Here is a 14,877-nt window from a genome sequence, read left to right as displayed (position 1 = left end):
TTCACAGCGCTCGCACACGTCCGTTCTTGTACTCGTTGCTGAGGGCCAGCCGGACGAGGAGCTGCTGGACCGTGCCGCCGTGCCACAGGGAGTCGGCGGACATGCTGAGGCCGGCGGCGTCGACCGGCCGACCCAGCATCTGCTGGTACCGCTGGTCGACCACGCGGTTCACGTGCTCGTGGGAGTAGACGACCTCCTGGAGCAGCGCGGCACGTCCGTGCGTGGCGATCCGTCCCTTCCAGAAGCCGACCTCGGACGCCGTGGCCTCACGTCCCAGCAGGTCGCGGTACAACGCCTTGGTCAGGTCGGTGTCGTTCGAGCCGACGCGCCGGAAGTACTCGGCCGAGCTAACGAAGCCGTGCTCGATCGCGAAGGTGTCCTTGCCCTGGTCGAACCAGGTCAGCCACGCGTTCAGGCCGCCGCCGTCGGGCGTGCGCCTGAGGAACAGGTCGTACTGCTGCGTGACGAACGTGCGGCGCCACTCGGCCGAGCCGACGATGCCGTTGGCGACGTCCGACAGCGTCGCGCCGCGGTCGATCTTCGACGCCCAGTGCACGAGCTCGCGGTACTCGGCCTCACGGCCCAGGACGTCGCGGTAGAGCGACGCCACGTACGCCGCGTTGAACCCGGGCTGACCGGGCTTCACGGGCGGCAGCGGCGCCGGGGCCGGCGGCGGCGGCTCGGACGCCGGGAGCGCGTCGAGGGTCGGCGCGAGCACCGTGCCGACGTTGCCGCACGACTGGCGCAGCTTGAGGATCGTCAGCGGGCCGGTGTAGGTGCGGACCTGGTTCACCGCACCCTTCCACCCCTGCTGCGGTGCGGCGGTCGTGCCGCCGCGTCCCACCTGGAAGGCGCCGCCGGCCGCCCAGCCCGTCGGTGCGGCCACCGCCCCGGCGAGGACCGGCTGGGGCGTCATGAGCTCCTCGGGCTCCCCGTACGCACAGACCGCGAGGTCGAGCTCGCCGGTGCCGGCGTTGCGGATGCCCGTGAGCTGGACCCACTGCCCGGCGCGCGCGGGCACGTCGGAGCGCACGACGACGGGCGTCGCCGACGCGGAGTCCGTCCCGGTGGCCCAGAACGCCCAGCAGTGGCCGTCGGTGCCCTCGGGGCACTCGGGATCGGCGCGGTGACCCAGCGCGAACCCGCTGGTCTGCGCCCCGGACTGGCTGACCGCGACGTACGTGCCGGCCACGTCGTCGAGCCGGACGGTTGCCATCACCGAGTACGAGCCGTCGGTCCGCACGACCGGCTGCGACGAGACCGCCGCGTCGGACGCGGCGTCGAACTGCAGCGCGCGGTCCGCGGTGCGCCCGAAGTGCGTGGCACCGAGCCCGTCGACGTCGGTCGTGCCGCTCGACCGTGTCAGGACGCGGGTCGAGCCGTTCACGTTGGCGGCGGTGGTGCCGCCCGTCTCGTCGAGGTGCCAGGCGTCGCTCAGCGCCGGGAAGTTGACGGTGAAGCGGTACAGACGTGCGGGGCTGACCCAGCCGGCGCGGTCGATGGACTCGACGGTGAGGGTCTGGCTACCGACCTCGGTGGGGACGAAGGGCACCGTCGAGCCGACGGGAACCGTCCGCTGCGGCTGACCGAGGAACGTGTACCGGTAGTACTGGACGTCCGTCGAGCCGCCGTCGGCGAACGTGAAGCGACCCTCGTGGCCGACCCCGCCGGCCAGGACCGGGCCCTCCGAGTAGACGGCCAGGTTGTTCCCCGTCACCGGCGTGACGACGGGCGTCACCGGTGCGGTCAGGTCGACCGTGAACTCGCACGACGCCGACGGGCCGAACTGCTGCCCGTCCCACGCCTGGATGCTCCACCGGTAGCTGCGCCCGTCCTTGAGGACGTTCTCCGGGATCTGCAGCGCGTGCTCGACGCCCGAGCCCTGCGCGGCGAAGTGGGCCGGGTCCCAGACCTTCGCCCCGGTGCCGAGGTCGACGACGTCGATGTGCGCCTGGACGTTGCCGCCGTCCGGGTCGCTGAGGACGGCCCGCAGCGCGGGGCGGAGGTAGCGGATGTAGGGGCGCCCGGTGCCGACGACGCACCCGGTGTCCGGTGCGGTGGTCCGTGCGTTCGCCGGTGCGCTCGGCGCACGGTTGTACGTGACGGAGAAGGACGCGTCCCAGGCGTAGCGCTTCCACGAGGCCATGGAGCTCTCGTCGGCGGCCATCCCGAAGGACGCGACACCGGTGTTGGCCGCGGCCACGTCGCGTGCCTGCTGGGTCGCGTCGAACTCGATACGACGCGGCTCCTTGCCCGCACCGCACCCCGCGCGGTGCGTGATGGTCTGCGTCTGCAGCGCCTTCCAATAGCCACCGCCCGGGTAGACGGTGCCTGCGTCGAAGTCGGCGACGGCGTGCAGCGTCACGGGCATCGGGGTGCACGAGTACGAGTGGGTCCCCGTGGCGGCGAACACGGCGCTCTGGACGTCACCCGGCTCGAGGTTCCCGACGGTCTGCAGATCGGCGAACATCCACAGCACGCGCGAGCGGAAGGTGTGCGAGCAGGTCGTCGTCGCGCCGCGGTCGCACAGACCCACGCCCTCGTCACCCGCGTAGTTGAAGGCGCTGCCGATGACGGTGCGCACGGCCGTGTAGTGGTGGAGCCGTCCCGAGATGCCCGGGTCGATGAAGACGGGCCACTGCGTGCCGGCGTCCCTGAGCAGATCGGCGTCCGGGGTGATGGTGACGCTCTCGGGGGCGACCGTGCTCGCCATCTCCGCGACGGCCGCTCCCGGCGCGGGCGCGACCGTCGCGTCGGCGTCGGCGTCGGGCGCGGCAGCGGCCCCCGTCCAGCCCGGCGCCGCGGTGGACGAGTCCCACATGGTCGGTACCGGGCTGGTGAAGACCGGCTCGCCGGTCTCGTCGGCCGCGACGAAGCCGCCGTCGGTCGCCTTCAGGTCGATGCCGTCGGACGTCTCGACGTCGAACGTCAGCTCCGCCAGAGCCGGGTTCGCGGCCGCCTCGGGCGACTCGACGCGCAGGACCTCGGAGAAGCCGGTCGCGTCCTCGTTGACCGTGACGACCAGGTCGACGCCCGGCAGGACCTCGGCGTAGGTGACCTGCGAGCCGTCCACGCTCGGGGCGGGCAGGTCGAACGGGGCGTCGAACACCACCTCGTGCCCGTCACGCTCGATCCGCGCCAGCGGCGCACCGTCCGACCCGTCGGAGAACGTCATCGGCGTGACGGCCGACGCGACCTGCAGGCCGCCCTCACCCTCGACCACCGACGCGTCGACCGGCGCCCACTCCCCGCTCACGTCCGTGCGCACCGCCGCGATCGACGTGTCCAGCCGCATCGACCCGTCCGGCAGCGCGAACGTGGTGGCCCACTCGCTGCGCGCGTCGAGGACCTCGACCTCCCGATCGCACTCGACGGCCACCGCGACGGCCGCGCCCTCGTCGGCCACCTCGTCGGAGCAAGTCGGCCCCGCCGGCGCCGACGGCCTGGTCCCAGCCGACCACGCGGCCGGTGCCAGCCCGGTGGCCACCAGGGCCATCGCCGACGCGACCGCCGCCGTCCGTAGCCCTGTCACCGCTCGTCGTCCGTTCACAGCGCCCTCACCCGTCCGTTCTGGTACTCGCCGCTCGCGGCCAGCCGCACGATGAGCTGCTGCACGGTGCCTCCGCTCCGCAGGGCGCCGGCCGACGTGCTGAGGCCGGCGGCGTCGACGCCCCGGCCCAGGACCTCGCGGTAGCGCTGGTCGATCACCCGGTTGACGTGCTCGTCGGTGTACACGAGCTCCCTGATCAGGGCTCCCCGGCCGTACGTCTGGATGTGACCCAGCCAGTAGGCGATCTCGCTGGCGCCCGCCTCACGGCCCAGCAGGTCGCGGTAGAGCGCCCGGACGAGGCCCGTGTCGTTCGACCCCGCGCGGGCGAAGTACTCGGCGGAGGCGACGATGCCGTGCTCGACCGCGAACGTGTCCTTGCCCTGCGAGAAGGCGGTCAGCCAGGTCGACATCCCGGTCGGGTCCGCGGAGCGGCCGAGGAACAGCTGGTACTGCTGCTCCACGAACCTCTGGTGCCACTCGGGCGACGTGGCGATGCCCTGGGCGACAGCCTGCAGGGACGCGCCCTTCTTGAACTCGGACGTCCACACGACCAGCTCCGAGTACCCGGCCTCACGGCCGAGGACGTCGCGGTACAGCGACGCCACGTACGCGGCCTCGAACCCGGGCTGCCCAGGCTGCACCGACGGGAGCGGAGCGGGCGGCGGCGGTGCCGGCTCGGACGCCGGCGGCGCGTCGAGCGTCGGGGCGAGCACCGTGCCGACGTTGCCGCAGGACTGGCGCAGCTTGAGGATCGTCAGCGGGCCGGTGTAGGTCCGGACCTGGTTCACCGCACCCTTCCACCCGTGCTGCGGTGCGGCGGTCGTGCCGCCGCGCCCGACCTGGAAGGCGCCTCCGGCCGCCCAGCCCGTCGGTGCGGTCAGCACACCGGCGAGGACCGGCTGGGGCGTCATGAGCTCTCCAGGCGCCCCGTAGGCGCAGACCGCGAGGTCGAGCTGACCGGTGCCGGCGTTGCGGATGCCCGTCAGCTGCACCCACTGCCCGGCACGCGCGGGCACGTCGGAGCGCACGACGACCGGGGTCGCCGACGCGGAGTCGGTCCCGGTGGTCCAGAACGCCCAGCAGTGGCCGCCGGTGCCCTCCGGGCAGGCGGGATCGGCGCGGTGACCCAGCGCGAACCCGCTGGTCTGCGTGCCCGACTGGCTGACCGCGACGTACGTGCCGGCGACGTCGTCCAGACGGACCGTCGCCATGACCGAGTACGAGCCGTCGGTCCGCACCACCGGCTGCGTCGTGCGCGCCACGTCGGACACGGCGTCGAACTGCAGGGCACGGTCCGCAGGGCGACCGAAGTTCGTCGCACCGAGACCGTCGACGTTGTTGCTCGTCCCGGACGACAACGTCAGGACGCGGTTCGAGCCGTTGACGTTGGCGGCGGTGGTCCCGCTCGTCTCGTCGAGGTGCCAGGCGTCGCTCAGCGCGGGGAACGTGACCGTGAAGCGGTACACGCGTGCGGGGCTGACCCAGCCCGCGCGGTCGATCGACTCGACGGTGAGGGTCTGGCTACCGACCTCCGTGGGCACGAACTGCACGACGGACCCGACGGGCACGGTTCGCTGCTGCTGCCCCAGGAACGTGTACCGGTAGTACTCGACGTCCGTCGAGCCGCCGTTGCCGAACGTGAACCGCCCCTCGTGCCCGACACCCCCGGCCAGGGTCGGCCCCTCGGCGTAGACGGCCAGGCCGGTGCCCGTCACCGGCGTGACGACGGGCATCACGGGCGCCGTCAGGTCGACGGTGAACTCGCAGGAGACCCACGGTCCTCCCACCTGGCCGTCGAACGCCTGGATGTTCCAGCGGTAGCTGCGCCCGTCGACGAGGAGGTTGGCCGGCACCTGCAGCGCGTGCTCGGCACCGGAGCCCTGCGCCGCGAAGAGCGCCGGGTCCCAGACGTGCGCGCCGTTGCCGAGGTCCACGATGTCGATGTGGGCCTGGACGTTGCCACCGTCCGGGTCGCCCAGGACGGCCCGCAGTGTGGGCTGCGTCGAGCGGACGTGCGGCCGGCCGTTACCGACGACGCACGCCGAGTCCGGGGCGGTCGTGCGCGCGTTGGCGGGCGCGGCCGGGGGCCGGTTGTAGGTGACCGAGAAGCTCGCGTCCCAGCCGTAGCGCTTCCAGGACGCCATCGAGCCCTCGTCGGCAGCCATGCCGAACGACGCGACACCGGTGTTCGCCGCGGCCACGTCACGCGCCTGCTGGGTCGCGTCGAACTCGATGCGGCGGGGTTCCTTGCCCGCACCGCACCCGGCGCGGTGCGTGATGGTCTGGGTCTGCAGCGCCTTCCAGTACGCCCCGCCCGGGTAGACGGTGCCCGCGTCGAAGTCGGCGACGGCGTGCAGCGTCACGGGCATCGGGGTGCACGAGTACGAGTGGGTGCCGGTGACGGCGAACACGGCGCTCTGCACGTCGGACGGCTCGAGGTTGCCCAGCCCCTGCAGGCTGGCGAACTGCCACAGCACGCGGCTGCGGAACGTGTGCGAGCACGTCGTGGTGGCGCCGCGGTCGCACAGGCCGACGCCCTCGTCGCCCGCGAAGTTGTAGGCGGTCCCGACGACGGTGCGCACTGCGGTGCGCTGGTTCAGCGAGCCGCTCATGCCCGGGTCGAGGAAGACGGGCCACGCCGTCGCCGGGTCGGCCAGGAGGTCGGCATCGGGGGTGACGGTCACCGTGTCGGCTGCCACGGCGGTCGCCATCGGTGCGACGACGGCCCCGGGCGCGGGCGCCACGGTCGGGTCGACGTCGGACATGGGGGCCGCACCGACGCCCGACCAGCCCGGCATGGCGACCCTGGAGTCCCACATGGTGGGGACGGGGCTGGTGAAGACGGCCTCGCCAGACGCATCGGCCGCGACGAAGGCTCCGTCGGTGGGCTGTAGCTCGATCCCGTCCGACGTCTCGACGTCGAAGGTGAGCTCTGCCAGCGCCGGGTGCGCCGCCGCCTCCGGCGACTCGACGCGCAGGACCTCGGAGAAACCCGTCGCGTCCTCGTTGACCGTCACCACCAGGTCGACACCGGGCAGGACCTGGGCGTACGTGACCTGCGAGCCGTCCACGCTCGGGGCCGGCAGGTCGAACGGGGCGTCGAAGACGACCTCGTGCCCATCCCGCTCGATCCGCGCCAGCGGCGCACCGTCGGACCCGTCCGAGAACGTCATGGGCGTCACGGCCGAGGCGACCACCAGGCCACCGTCCCCCTCGACGACCGAGGAGTCGACCGGCTCCCACTCCCCGCTCACGTCCGTACGCACCGCCGCGATCGACGTGTCGAGGCGCATCGACCCGTCCGGCAACGCGAACGTCGACGCCCACTCGCTGCGCGCGTCGAGGACCTCGACCTCACGGTCGCAGGCTGCGGCCAGCGCTGCGGACGCGGACTCGTCCCCTGCCTCACCGTTGCACGTCGGCGCCAGCGAAGAAGGAGAGGTCGCCCCGGCCGGAGCCACTGCCACGGCGGCCGGAGCCAGTCCCGCGGGCATCAGCGCCAGCACCAACGCAACCGCGGCCGTCCGCAACCCGATTACTGCTCGTCGTCCGATCACAACGCCCGCACCCGCCCGTTCTTGTACTTGTTGCTCGTGGCCGGTTGCACCAGGAGTTGTTGGATTACCGCCGTTCACCGGGCCTCGGCAGACGACCCGAGACATCCGGCGTCAACCGACTGCCGATTGCCGTGCCGTGCCGTGCCAACTTGCACCGGGATAGAAAGCAATTCGAGCCGCGGACGCGAACCACTGCTCGCGCTATTCCCTCGCACTTATAACGGATTCCATATCAGCGAACCACTCCGCGGTCATCGACATTGTCTCTTCGTCCCCGTCTGGCTCAAGCACACAGAGCAATGCACGCGCCCCGGCCCAGTCGGCTGAAGGCGACGGGTCTTTCGCCTCGATACCTTTGAGATACTCCCAGACCACACCCTTTAATCCCAGGAGATCGCATGGACGCCCTTCCCAGTGTCCTGTCGCTGATTCCAGTACGGGCTGAAGATCTCGTGGCAACTCGATCGCCTCCAGCCGATTCGTGAGAACTCGCATCAGCGCATTCCACGAGCTCAGTCCTTGCTGCGCCGAAATTTGCGCAGCGCTGTTCAAATAGTTCTCCGCGTTCAATATGTCACCCCGAAACGATCCAGTACGGCTCTGCAACTCGAGCAGGCTGGCTTCGGCAATCCGTGGCCCGGGCGTGACGTTCCGATCGCCACCGCACGACTCGCGCCGCCAGCGGGGTTAACGCCTGCGTCCAGCGCCTGACTCAGGCATCCCATCTCAGCGCAGGCACCATGCCAGGGGGCCCGCTGCTTCAAGGGCACCGCGTCGAGGGCCTCCTGGACGGAATCATTCAGCGCTCTCCGGGTTCCAGCCGAGATGTCGATGAACACGTTGTCCCCGACGCGAAGCTCAGCAGCCGCGCCCGTCGTGCGTCCAGACGCCAAGGCGGCATCTGCAGCGCTTTCCGGGGTAGCACCGCAGTTGTGCACCAGCACCGGCGTATCGCCGACGTAGTACGTGTGAAGGTCGTCGACCTCGAAGTTGTACGCCGTCAGGTCCGCGGCGTAGGCGCTCGACGAGACGATCGACATCGCGACGCCGGCAGCGAGGACCTTGCGACCCAGCTTCAGGTCGATCGCATCGACGAACTTGCGCTTCGCAGCGTCCCAGAACGGGTGCCGGGCAGTCGCGTGGAGCGTCGTACCGTCGGCCAGCGTGAGCTTCACCATCGTGTGCTCGCCCGAGTGCCGGATCAGGTTGAGCACCGGCCGGTGAGCCGTCAGGCCGGTCGCCGGGTCGGTGGCCACCACGAGGTCGCCGACCTTGACGTCCTTGATCGCCTTCTTGCTGCCGTCGGCCATCAGGACGAGCGTCCCGGCCGTGAAGCTGTTGATCGAGCAGCTCGGTGCATCGGCCTTGCCTGCTTGCGGCTCGGCTTTCGACCCGGCGTTCGTATTTGGCTTCGCCGCGGGCGGCGCCGCGTTCGGCTTCGCCCCGGACTGCGTCACGTTCGACGCACGGTTGGACACCGCGGTGGTAGGTCGCCTGGTGGCTCCCCGCAGAGCATTGCCCGCAGCCGTCGCCGCCCGCTGCACGCCCGGGATCTTCATCACCAGGCGCCCGGCCACCCCACCCGCGGCAGCGGTGAGACCACCGATCGCCGTGTCCCGCGCCAGCGATCCCCACGAGAACTTCTGGGTCTTCTGGACCTTCGACTTCCACAGGTTGGTCGCCGCGGAGCCGGCGGCGCCGCCCAGCGCCATGCAGCCGATGCTGCCGGCACCACCGGTCGCCACGAGGCATCCGGCAGTCACGATCGACCCGACCGCGAACCCGACGATCTCGCCCTGGTACTTCTTGACGAACCCGCCGACCTTGCCGGCGCCCTTCTTGATCGCCTTCCACGCCGAGCCCCACGACAGCATGCCGGTGGGGTCCCAGAAGGTCATCGGGTTGTTGTCCGCGTACGTGTACGCGGCCCACTGCTGCGGCTTGCCCAGGTCCATCACGGGGTCGACCGAGATGAACCGGCCGATCGCGGCGTCGTAGTACCGCGCCCCGACCTGCGTGAGCGCCGTGGTGTCGGTGGGCTTGTTGAGGAAGCCGTGGTCACCGGGCCACGTGGGCGCCGCTCCGCCGCGCGGGTTGCCGTACGGGTCCATGCGCCGGGCGGTGACGACGTGCGTCTCGTTCGCGATCGACAGGCCCGCGGTCTGGTGCGGGTCGTTGACGAGGCTCGTGACGTCCTTGTAGTCCGGCCCGGTGCGCACGGCGACCGTGTTGCCGCCGAAGGCGTAGTAGCGGACCGCCTTCACCACGCCGGTCGCGACCGTGAGGTTGAGCTCCTGCCCGCCGGGCAGGTACACGGTGGTGACGCCGCCCTGGCGCCGGATCAGCCGGTCGCCCTCGGGTGTGTAGACGTACGACCCGGCAGAGTTCACGCCCGACTCGGTGACCGTCGACAGCCGGCCGTCGGCGTCCCAGGTCAGCGTCTGCGACGCCTTGCCGGCACGGTTGCGGGTGGTGGTGTTGCCCGCGGCGTCGTAGCCGTAGCTGCTGGTCGTCGTGCCCGTCGGGCCCGTCGCCGTCACCTTGGTGACGCCGTGCGGGCGCGGCTGGCCGGGGGCCGGGTACGTGTACGCGTAGGTCGTCGTGCCGACGGCGGTGTTCTGCACCTCGCTGGTGCGGTTGCCGACGGTGTCGAACCCGTACTCGTGCCAGTACGGCGCGGGGCCGCCCAGCCCGGCGATGCTCGGCGCGGCGGTGCAGCTCGCGTTCGCGGGCGTCCACGCCCGGTTCAGCCGCTGCAGGCCGTCGTAGCCGTAGCACTGCGCGTCGACGGGCTTGCCGGTGGGCCGGTCGACGACCGACGTCGGGTTGCCCGCGTCGTCGTACGAGTAGGTGATGTCCTGGTCGTAGCCGTCGACGCCCTCACGCTGCGTCCACGTCTTGGCGAGTCGTCGCGTGCCCGTCTCGTAGGAGTAGTTGACGAAGTCGACGAACGTGTTGCCGACGGAGTACCGCAGCAGCTCGCCGTAGACGTCGTAGAGCGTGCCGGACACGTACGTGCCGTGGTCGCCGCTGCCGCCCATCCACTCGGGCACCGACAGCGCGTCGAAGAACGTCTCGACCCTCTCGGCCGCCAGCCCGCCCGCGGCGGGCAGCGTGACGCCCTTGACCTGCCCGTCGACCGCGTACTCGTACGACGTCGTGTAGGTGCCGGCGACGGCGCCCTCAACGGACGGGATCGCGACCTGCTGGCCGAGCGGCTGGTAGGAGTCGTCGTAGCCGGTGACGGCCGTGGTGTACGCCGCACCGGACACGTGCCGCGTCGACGACGTCAGCTGGCCCTTCGCGAGCGTGTCGTACACCCACGATGCCTGCACCGTGCCGGTCGCGGACCCGAGCCGCTGCTCGACCGGACGTCCCAGCAGGTCACGGACCACCACGGACGTCACGCCGCGCGCGTCGGTGGTCGAGACGACCTGGTCCGCCACGTCGTACGTCGTGCTCGACGCACCCTTGTCGGGGTCCGTCGTCGCGATCTGCCGGCCGCGCACGTCGTACGTGTACGTCCAGCGGTTGCCCGCGGCGTCCTGGACCGCCGTGCGTCGCCCGGCCCGGTCGTACTCGAACGTCGCGGCGGTGTATGCACCGGCCGGTCCCGACCCGGTGTACTGGCGCAGCTCGACGAGCTGTCCGCGCGCGTCGGTGATCGACGTCTCCGGCACCGTGCCCGCCGGCGGGTCGACGCTGACGCGGTCGCCCTCGTACGTCGTCGTCGTGCGCCAGCGCTCCTGCTCGCCGACGTCGAAGATCTCGGCCGTCGTGCGCCCGGCGCCGTCGTACAGGTACCGGGTGCGTGACGGGACGGCGACCGTCGAGCGCACCAGGGTCGAGCTCGGCGTGCCGCTGGTGAACCAGGGGCCGTTCTCGTACGCCACGAGCCCGCGGCTGTCGTACGCCGTGTCGGTGACGATGCGCCCGGGCGTGCCGCGCGCGGCCGACACCGACTGCGTCTGGCGCGGGCGCAGCATGCCGTCGTACAGCTCGACGGTCGCCTGGTAGCCGCCGCGGGCCGTCAGGGACTTGGTGGTCACCGTGTTGGGACCGGTCGCGGACACCGTGTACGCGAACGTCATGCTCGCGGTCGTCGACGCCTGCGGACGCCCCGGCAGCCAGACGGCCGTGGTGCGGCCGAGCGCGTCGACGGTCGCCGTGGTGACCTTGCCGTTCGGGTCGGTCTGCTGGGTGGGCGTGCCCCAGGCGGGGTGGACGACGGTCGACGTCGTCATGGCCGCCTTCGGGCCCGATCCGTCCGGGTCGGGCGTCGTCTGCGACGTGCCCGTGACGGGCCCGCCCGTGGCCGGCGTGTACGACGTGGTCGACGTGCGGCCCAGCGCGTCGGTCGAGGTGATCGCCCGGCCGTGCACGTCGTGCGTGACCGTGGAGGTCGTCTGGTAGGTCGGCGTCGAGCCGTTCCAGCCCGACAGGCTCTGCGACGACGTCAGCAGACCGCGCGTGGGGGCGACCCCGACGGCCTGGCCGTCGTACGCCGCGCGCGAGTCGCTGATGACGTCGGCGGGACGCGCGGGCGTCGCGCCGCAGCCCACGGACACGACCTCGGTGCGCAGCGACGTCGCCACGATGTACGCGGCCGTGTTGCGGACGTACTCGATGCGCGTGCAGCGGTCGTCGTCGGCACGGGCGACGTCGCCCTGGTCGTCGACCTGCGTCGGCAGCCCGTAGGTGCCGTCGTAGGTGGTCGCGATGCGGGTCGTGCGCCTGCCGCCGGGGAGCGCGGGGGCCGCCGTGCGCTCCTCGACCGCACCGATGCCGATGAACGTCGCCTTCAGGCCGTCGGCGCCGGTCGCCGTCGGCGCCGACACCCACGGGGTGTTCAGCGTGCCGGTGATCTCCGCGCCGCCGACGCCGTCGTACGTGACCTCCTCGCGGACGAACCCGTTGAGCCGGTCGTCGTCGGGGATGCCGTCGATCAGCACGCTGCGCGTGCCGCCCGACGCGAGCTTGTCGCCGTGCATGCCGCGGAAGTAGCGCGTGCGGGCCATCGAGCGCTGGCCCGTCGGCGCACCGGTCACCACGTCGACCGTGGCGTACCCGCGGAACTCGTTCCACGTCCGCTCCGCGACCGGGACCAGCGGGTTGTCGTCGAACCGCCAGGCGGCGTCACCGTGGTACGTGTACGCCGTCTGGATCGACAGGCTGCCGTCGTCGTTCGGGTTCTCGACGATCGAGGCGACGAGGTACTTGTGGAAGTACTCGACGATCGGCCCACCGGTACCGACGGGCTGCCAGCGCACGGGGAAGCACCGGCGCGTGTTGGACTCCGGCGACGCCGGCAGGCTCGAGGTCGTGCAGTCGCGCGGCGTGTAGTTCACCGAGACGCGCGAACCCGTCTCGCTGTCGATCGCGTTGATGCGGTACCGGTTCATCGGCGGTCCGGCGTCACCGAGGGTGTCGACGCGGTTGGCCATCTGCGTGCCGTAGAAGCGCACGTCCGGCAGCGTGATCGCGGTGCCGACGACGCCCTGGTGGCCGATCCGGTCGAGCCACAGCGCCTTGTCCGTCGAGTCGCCGGGGTCGGGGAACGCGTGCGCGAGCGTCCACACGTCGACCGACTGGTACGTCGAGCCCGTGCGCACCTTGGTGGTGACGCCCGTCAGCCGCTTGCGCGTGAAGAAGGACGGCGACGTGACCGACGGGCACGACGTCGTGGAGGTGCAGATGAGGTCGGCCGGGACGTCCGGCCACGAGGAGGCCGTCGACGCGCTGAGCACGGACTCGGCGCACGTGACGCCCGAGGTCGGCAGGCACCGCTCGGCGACCGTGAAGTCGACGCGCTGGGGAGCCGGCGTGGACGCCTCGGTGCCGGCCCGCTGGCCGTACTCGATCGACGTCGGGTACCCGCCGCGGACGTACGACGAGACGCCCTCGCCGAGGTTGCGTGCGTAGTTGTTGGTCTCCTTCGCGTACGTCGTCGTCAGGGAGTTGCCCGACGTGTCGACGATGTACTCGAGGTTCCAGCGCCACGTCTGCTGGCACGCGGACGCCGCGAACGTCGCCGCGTAGCAGGGGTCGCCGGGGTGGTTGCCGTAGACCGGGACCGACCACGCCGAGTTCGTCGGGGTGGTGTCGGTCGCCGAGCGCTGCCCGCGCCCGAAGAAGTACTGCGTGCCGTCGGTCGTCGTGACCTTCCAGTACTCCTTGTCGTTGTCGTCGTTGAAGCCGCCCGTGAGGCGCTCGACGCGCGTGCCGTCGTCCTCCTTGAGCCGCCACACGCCCGTCGCGGCGTCCTTGACGAGCTCGCTCGAGTGACCCGAGAGCGCGAGGGTCGCGTTGTCCGACTGCCAGCACAGGTCGCCCGTCACGCGGTTCGCGTTGTTGGCGGCGCCCTCGCGGTCCTGCGAGCAGGCGACGTACTTGCGCTCGACGAACCCGGTCGCCATGTCCCAGCCCTCGCCGATCCACGACGACTGGTTGTTGGTGGAGGCGACCTTGCCGTCCACCGCGCTGGAGGAGTACGAGAGCGACAGGTCCGGCTCCGGGCCGCCGACGGCCGGCGGGACGCGCAGCGGGTACGACCAGCTGAACGTGCCCGTCTGGCCCGAGACCTGCCAGGACGACGACGGCGCCAGGGGCGTCGCGCCGAACGAGCCCGCGCTGCCGCCCGCGCCCGCGGACAGCGCCATGACGCCGGCGGCGGTCGGCACGACCGCGGTGACCGTGCGCGCGGTGGTGTCGTTGCGAGACTCCAGCGGCGTCTGCTCACGGCACTCGGCACGGTCGGGGGTGGTCAGGGCGCAGTCGGGCAGGGTGACGAGCCGCAGGCGCGACGCCCAGGCGCCGCCGTAGGCCTGCGCGAACGCCGCGTAGTCGACCTCGACCTCGAGCGGGGCCTCGGCTGCCGGGGCCGCGGGGGTCTCGGTCGGCGGCGCAGGCGTCGCGTCCGGCGTGACCGTCGGCGCGGGCGTCGCCGCGGCGGTCGCGTCGGGCGTGGCGGCCGGGATCGTCGGTGCCGAGGTCGTGGTCGGCTGCGCGGACGGCGTGGCGGACGTCGACGGGGACGCGCTCCCACCCGGCGGGGGCTCGGTGACCGACGCGAAGGACGCGCGCACGACCCCGCCCCGGGTGGTGGCGGCCTCGCCGCTCGGCAGGGAGGCACCGGTCACCTCGGCCGCGTCGGCCGTCGGGGCGGCGCCCAGGCGCAGCAGCAACCCGTCGACGCCGGCGTCCTCGGCGGCGCTGCGGCTCAGCACCTCGACCGGGACCTGCGCGGGAGCCGCGGCGGCGTCCTGGCCGTCCGCGCGGCCGAGGCGCACGACGGGCGAACCGGCGCTGTCGCCCGACCGCTCGGCGGTGTCGGCACCCTCGGGAGCGACGGCCTCGACGCCCGACCACGCCTGCGGGAACGCGGGCGACGTCGCCCGCGACAGGAGCATCGAGCCGAGCACCGGCTTGAGCGCGGCGGGCACGTTGCGGGTCTTCAGCGCCTTCGTGGCGTCGTCACGTTCGGGTGCGAGCCGTTCGGCGCGGTCACGCAGCTCCTCGACGCTCGGACGGCCGTCGTCGGCCCGTGCCTCCGGTGTCGGAGCCACCAGTCCGAGGGTGACGAGCAGCGCGGTCGCCACCACGCCCACGATGGTCCGTCGGCCGATGACCTGCATCGACGCATGCTGAAGACGTCTGCCACCCACGTTGTGCCCCCTGGTCGCGCGCGGGCCGCAGCGCCCGGTGGCCAAAACGTAGCGGGTGGGATATGGGCGTGATGACGGTTCTGACAGAAACCTGTGCGAAAACCAT

At 71.9% G+C, this 14,877-nt stretch carries 3 protein-coding genes; all 3 read right to left on the bottom strand.

The annotated features are described in order from the left end of the window. Window position 1 precedes the first annotated feature (1 nt). A complete protein-coding gene (locus H9657_RS19570; protein WP_191781401.1) occupies window positions 2-3,406 on the bottom strand; it encodes a DUF4214 domain-containing protein in 3,405 nt (1,134 codons plus the stop codon). Between the two features lie 140 nt (window positions 3,407-3,546). Then, a complete protein-coding gene (locus H9657_RS05955; RefSeq protein ID WP_225214769.1) occupies window positions 3,547-7,044 on the bottom strand; it encodes a DUF4214 domain-containing protein in 3,498 nt (1,165 codons plus the stop codon). 629 nt (window positions 7,045-7,673) lie between these two features. Further along, window positions 7,674-14,741 (bottom strand): polymorphic toxin-type HINT domain-containing protein, encoded by a 7,068-nt coding sequence (locus tag H9657_RS05950; protein ID WP_191781397.1) that lies wholly within the window; start codon window positions 14,739-14,741, stop codon window positions 7,674-7,676. Between the last annotated feature and the right edge of the window lie 136 nt (window positions 14,742-14,877).

This window comes from Cellulomonas avistercoris (genome assembly GCF_014836445.1).
GTDB lineage: Bacteria > Actinomycetota > Actinomycetes > Actinomycetales > Cellulomonadaceae > Cellulomonas > Cellulomonas avistercoris.
Note: the sequence above shows the minus strand (reverse complement) of the source record. Positions and strands in the feature narration are given on the sequence as shown.